The sequence below is a fragment of the Mycobacterium neglectum genome (assembly GCF_002591975.1).
Classification (GTDB): Bacteria; Actinomycetota; Actinomycetes; order Mycobacteriales; family Mycobacteriaceae; genus Mycobacterium; species Mycobacterium neglectum.
The window spans coordinates 1-5,156 of record NZ_NVQE01000091.1 but is presented as its reverse complement, the minus strand read 5'-3'; the positions used below and the strand labels follow the sequence as shown (position 1 = coordinate 5,156).

General features: G+C 66.1%; 5 protein-coding genes. 3 read left to right on the top strand and 2 right to left on the bottom strand.

Annotated features, from left to right (window positions below):
- Positions 1-132: 132 nt before the first annotated feature.
- A complete protein-coding gene (locus tag CSQ99_RS30420) occupies positions 133-627 on the bottom strand; it encodes an anthrone oxygenase family protein (RefSeq protein ID WP_099042686.1) in 495 nt (164 codons plus the stop codon).
- Between the two features lie 98 nt (positions 628-725).
- On the opposite strand from CSQ99_RS30420, the gene CSQ99_RS30415 reads away from it, so the two are divergent.
- From CSQ99_RS30415 to CSQ99_RS30405, 3 genes are all read left to right on the top strand, one after another.
- Positions 726-1,691 (top strand): AraC family transcriptional regulator, encoded by a 966-nt coding sequence (locus tag CSQ99_RS30415; RefSeq protein ID WP_099042685.1) that lies wholly within the window; start codon positions 726-728, stop codon positions 1,689-1,691.
- A 110-nt stretch (positions 1,692-1,801) separates the two neighbouring features.
- Entirely contained in the window at positions 1,802-2,512 is a 711-nt protein-coding gene (locus CSQ99_RS30410; RefSeq protein WP_099042684.1) for a PadR family transcriptional regulator, read from the top strand.
- A gap of 56 nt (positions 2,513-2,568) precedes the next feature.
- On the top strand, positions 2,569-3,447 hold the full coding sequence (locus CSQ99_RS30405; protein WP_099042683.1) for an oxidoreductase: 879 nt from the start codon (positions 2,569-2,571) through the stop codon (positions 3,445-3,447).
- Between the two features lie 51 nt (positions 3,448-3,498).
- Here CSQ99_RS30405 and glpK read toward each other — a convergent pair whose 3' ends face one another.
- Positions 3,499-4,965 carry a glycerol kinase GlpK gene (gene glpK / locus CSQ99_RS30400; protein WP_245909167.1) on the bottom strand — a complete coding sequence of 489 codons (1,467 nt, stop codon included), beginning with the start codon at positions 4,963-4,965 and terminating at the stop codon, positions 3,499-3,501.
- Positions 4,966-5,156 lie beyond the last annotated feature (191 nt).

The window sequence follows — 5,156 nt, the reverse complement described above, 5'->3', positions numbered from 1 at the left end:
GGCAGCGTCAGAGCGGTATAAGTGACAGCCCCCGAGCCAGCCACCCTTGGTCGGGTATCCGCTTCCACCGCAACAGGTTCCGGTTTCACCGCCACCATCGGACCCCGGCGGATTCGCTCCGCCGAGCTAACCTCAACGGTATCGCAGCCCGACAAGCATCAAGACCGCCGCGGCGAGGCTGGCGGCCGCGCGAACGTGGTTCCATGCCGTCCACGTGGACAGGTACGCCTGCCACTGGATGGCCGCGTCGGCGACCGACAATCCGGCCGGATCAACGGATTCGAGGTGGTTGTTGAGCGGCACGTTGAACACCATCGTGATGATCGCCGCGAGAAGTCCGACGACCGCACCTGCCAGGATCCAGGCGCTGCCCGGCTGGCCGAACTGAACCACGGCCACGATCCCGACAATCACGGCGAGGATCGTGGCGCCGAAGTACGCCAGCAGGAACGCCGGATTCGAATTCGCCGCGACGTTGATGCCGCGCATCGCCGTGATCGCCGCGATCGGTCCGGTGCGATCAAGGCCGCGCATCACGAATGTCGAGAAGACGTACATCATTCCGCAGGCAGCCGCGGCGGCCAGCGCGGCCAGTGAGGTGAGTACCACAAATGGGCTGAAGTTCATGACCTGAAGTCAACAGCGGCCGAGATTGGACGGTCCATGGTCAGACGTCCCGACCGCATACGCGGGCGTCTGGGCCGGGGCCTCGATAGGCTCGGGCGGTGGACGCCGTAGTCGGCCTTCTCGACGGTGTGCGGGCGCGGCGCGCGTTCGTGCTGCGGATGATGATGGATCCGCCGTGGTCGTTGAGCATCCGCGACGATGCGCCGCTGACGTTGATCTGCCAGACGCACGGCAGCGCGGCTATCGTCGGCGAGAGCGGTGAAACCACCTGGCTGCATCCCGGTGACGTCGCCCTGGCCCGCGGCACCGAGCACTACGTCTTCGCCGACGACCCGGCCACCGCACCGATGGTCGTGATCCATCCCGGCAACCGATGCACGACGCGCTCAGGCGAGACGCTGAAGTTCGAGATGTCGCTTGGAGTGCGGACGTGGGGCAACAGTCCGGCTGGGGCGACACGATCGGTGATCTGCGCCTATCAGGGTCAAAGCGAGGTGAGCGCCCGGCTTCTCGATGTGCTGCCCACGGTGTTGGTGGTGCGTGCCGACGAATGGGACACCCCCTTGGTGGACCTGCTGGCCCACGAGGCCGGCTGCGACGGCACCGGCCAGGAGGCCTACCTGGATCGGATGCTGGATGTGCTGTTGATCGCGGTGCTGCGAGTCTGGTTCGGCCGCGAAGGCAACGCGCCGACATGGTGGGCTGCCGAACAGGACCCCGTGGTGGGCCCAGCTTTGAAGCTGATCTACAACAATCCCGCACATCCGTGGACGGTGGCGAATCTGGCTGCGGCCGTTGGTTGTTCGTGGGCGGTGTTTGCGCGCAGGTTCGCCGACCAGGTCGGTGAGCCGCCGATCGCATTCCTGACCAGCTGGCGGTTGGCGTTGGCCGCCGACCTGTTGCGGTCGAGTCAGGCGACGATCGGTGCGGTCGCCCGCCAGGTCGGGTACAGCACACCGTTCGCGTTGAGTAGCGCGTTCAAACGGGCGTACGGGGTCAGCCCGAACACTCATCGCGCCACTGCGGCTCCTTCGGCGGACGAGTTGGACTCGTCAGCGCTGTAGACGTGGCGATGGCTCCCTGACGGCGGACGTTGCATCGCGATAGTTTCCGATATATCGTCAACGTATCGGAAGCGCAGATCGTGCTTCCTGTCGAAAGAGAGACACGAACTATGAACACCCCATTCACACCCCCACAGGGCCCCTTCGAAGGCCGCGGTTTCGGCTTCGGTTTCGGACCTGCTCTCAGCCCTGAAGACCGGCGTACGCTGCACGAACAGCGCCGCCAGGCCCGTCGCGAGTTCCGCGACCACGTCCGCGAGCACCGCGGCGACGCAGGATTCGGCCCCGGCTTCGGTCCGGGCTTCGGTCCGGGCTTCGGTCCCGGATTCGGGTTCGGACCAGGCCGTGGCGGCCGACGCGGCGGACCCCGTGGCGGCGGACGCGGACGGCGCGGTGACGTGCGTGCCGCGATCCTCAAGCTGCTCATCGATCGGCCCATGCACGGCTACGAGATGATCCAGGAGATCAACGAACGCAGTCAGCAGCTGTGGAAGCCGAGCCCCGGCTCGGTGTACCCGACGTTGCAACTGCTTGTCGACGAAGGCCTCTTGGTCTCCACCGACTCCGACGGCAGCAAGAAGCTCTTCGAGCTGACCGACGAAGGCCGCGCGGCCGCCGAGAAGATCGAGACGGCGCCGTGGGACGAGATCACCGAAGGCGCCGACCCCGGTGCCGTCAGCCTGCGTGCCGCCGTCGGCCAGCTGATGGGAGCCATCGCGCAATCCGCGCACGCCGCATCGGCCGAACAACAGCAGCGCATCATCGACATCGTCAACAACGCCCGCCGCGAGATCTACGGCATCTTGGGCGAAGCCGAATAGTCGACCATCGCGAATAAGCCGGGCGGGAAGGGTTACTCACAGGTATGTCTAAGAACATGCAAACCTTCCCACTGGGCTCTTTCGATGTCGGGCGCGTCGGCTACGGCGCCATGCAACTACCCGGGCCCGGTGTCTTCGGCCCGCCGCGTAACCGCGACGAGGCGCTCGCCGTCCTGCGGCGCGCAATCGAGTTGGGCATCAACCACATCGACACCTCGCAGTTCTACGGACCGAAGGTCGCCAACCAATTGATCCGCGAAGCGCTGCACCCCTACCCAGCGGATCTGGCATTGGTGAGCAAGGTCGGCGCCAAGCGCGACGACACCGGGGCGTGGCTGCCCGCGCAGGAGCCCGACGAGCTGCGGGCCGCCATCGAGGAGAATCTGGAGACTCTGAGGACCGACCGCCTGGCCGCGATCAACCTTCGCGTCCACGACGAGGCCACCGACCCCAACTCCCCGGCAAAGGTCGACAGAGAACTGTTCGACCGCCAACTCACCACGATGATCAAGGCGCGCGACGAAGGGCTGATCGGCGGCATCGGGTTGAGCAGTATCGTGCCCGAGCACCTGCGAATCGCGTTGGCTCGCACCGAGATCGTCTGCGTGCAGAATGCGTACAACCTCGTCGACCGGACGTCGCAGCCCGTGCTCGACGCCTGTGTCGAGCACGGCATTGCGTTCGTCCCGTTCTTTCCGCTCGGTTCGGCGTTCACCCCCGACAACCCGGTACTCGGCCATCCCGCCGTCAAGAGTGAAGCGGGGAAGCTGGGCCGCACGCCGGCGCAGATCGCCCTCGCGTGGACGCTGTCCGTGGCGCCGAATGTGCTGCTGATCCCGGGCACGTCGTCGGTGGCGCATCTCGAGGAGAACACCGCCGTGCGCGATATCGAGCTCGACGACGAGACCAAGACGCAGCTCGACGACGCCGCCTAGTTGCGAATCGGGCGCGCCGACGCACCGTGAAGGTTGGTTAGCGCGCCCGATTCACTCGACGTCGACCCAATCGAGCGTGCGTTGCACGGCCTTCTGCCAGCCGGCGTAGCCGTCGGCGCGCTGCTCGTCGCTCCACGCCGGAGTCCAGCGCCGGCCCTCCTGCCAGTTGGCACGCAGATCGTCGGGGTTCTCCCAGAAGCCGACGGCGAGACCCGCCGCGTAGGCGGCGCCCAGCGCGGTCGTCTCGGCGACGACGGGCTTGACCACCTCGACGCCGAGCACGTCGGCCTGGATCTGCATGCACAGATCGTTGGCGGTGATGCCGCCGTCGACCTTGAGCACCTCCATGTGCACGCCCGAGTCGGCCTCCATCGCGTCGACGACGTCGCGGCTCTGGTAGCAGATCGCCTCGAGCGTCGCGCGCGCAAGATGTGCGTTGGTGTTGAACCGCGACAACCCGACGATCGCGCCGCGAGCATCCGAACGCCAGTACGGCGCAAAGAGTCCCGAGAACGCCGGCACGAAGTACACGCCGCCGTTGTCCTCCACTTGACGCGCAAGCGACTCGCTCTCCGACGCGCCGCTGATGATGCCGAGCTGGTCGCGTAGCCACTGGACTGCCGAGCCGGTGACCGCGATCGAACCCTCAAGGGCATAAACGGGTTTCGCGTCACCGAACTGATAGCACACCGTGGTGAGCAGTCCGTTCTCCGAGCGCACGATCTTCTCGCCGGTGTTGAGCAGGAGGAAATTGCCTGTGCCGTAGGTGTTCTTGGCCTCGCCGGCGTCGAGGCAGACCTGGCCGACCATGGCGGCCTGCTGGTCGCCGAGGATGCCGGTGATCGGCACCTGACCCCCCACCGGTCCGTCGTCGAGGGTGACGCCGTACGACTTCGGGTACGACGACGGCTTGATCTCCGGGAGCATCTGGCGCGGAATGTCGAAGAACGACAGCAATTCGTCGTCCCAGTCCAATGTCTCGAGATCCATCAGCATCGTGCGACTGGCATTGGTGACGTCGATGGCGTGCACACCGCCGCGGGTGCCGCCGGTGAGGTTCCACAGCACCCACGAGTCGGCGGTACCGAAGATCGCGTCTCCGGTCTCGGCGTCGCGGCGCACACCGTCGACGTTCTCGAGGATCCACTGCAGCTTTCCGCCGGAGAAGTAGGTTGCGGGCGGCAGACCGGCTTTGCGCCGGATCACATCGCCGCGGCCGTCGCGGTCCAGCGCGGAGGCGATGCGGTCGGTGCGGGTGTCTTGCCACACGATCGCGTTGTAGTACGGCCGTCCAGTTTTGCGGTTCCAGACCAGCGACGTCTCCCGCTGGTTCGTGATGCCCAGCGCCGCCAGGTCGGCGGGCGACAGTTTGGCCTTGTTCAGCGCCGACTGGATGACCGCCCCGGTGCGTTCGGTGATCTCGACCGGATTGTGCTCGACCCAGCCGGCCTTGGGCAGGATCTGCTCGTGCTCGAGTTGGTGACGCCCCACCTCGACGCCGTCGTGGTCGAAGATCATGCACCGGGTGCTGGTGGTGCCCTGGTCGATGGCGGCTACGAAATCTGCCAAACTCCTGCTCCCCCGAGGTGCCTCACCTAATTGTGAGCGCGAAGGGTGAGCTGGTGCCTCACGCATAATGAGCGCGTGGGGGCTTGCGTTACTTCGCCGTGGCCAATCGGTTGATTGACGGTTGCAATGCTTCCAGGTCG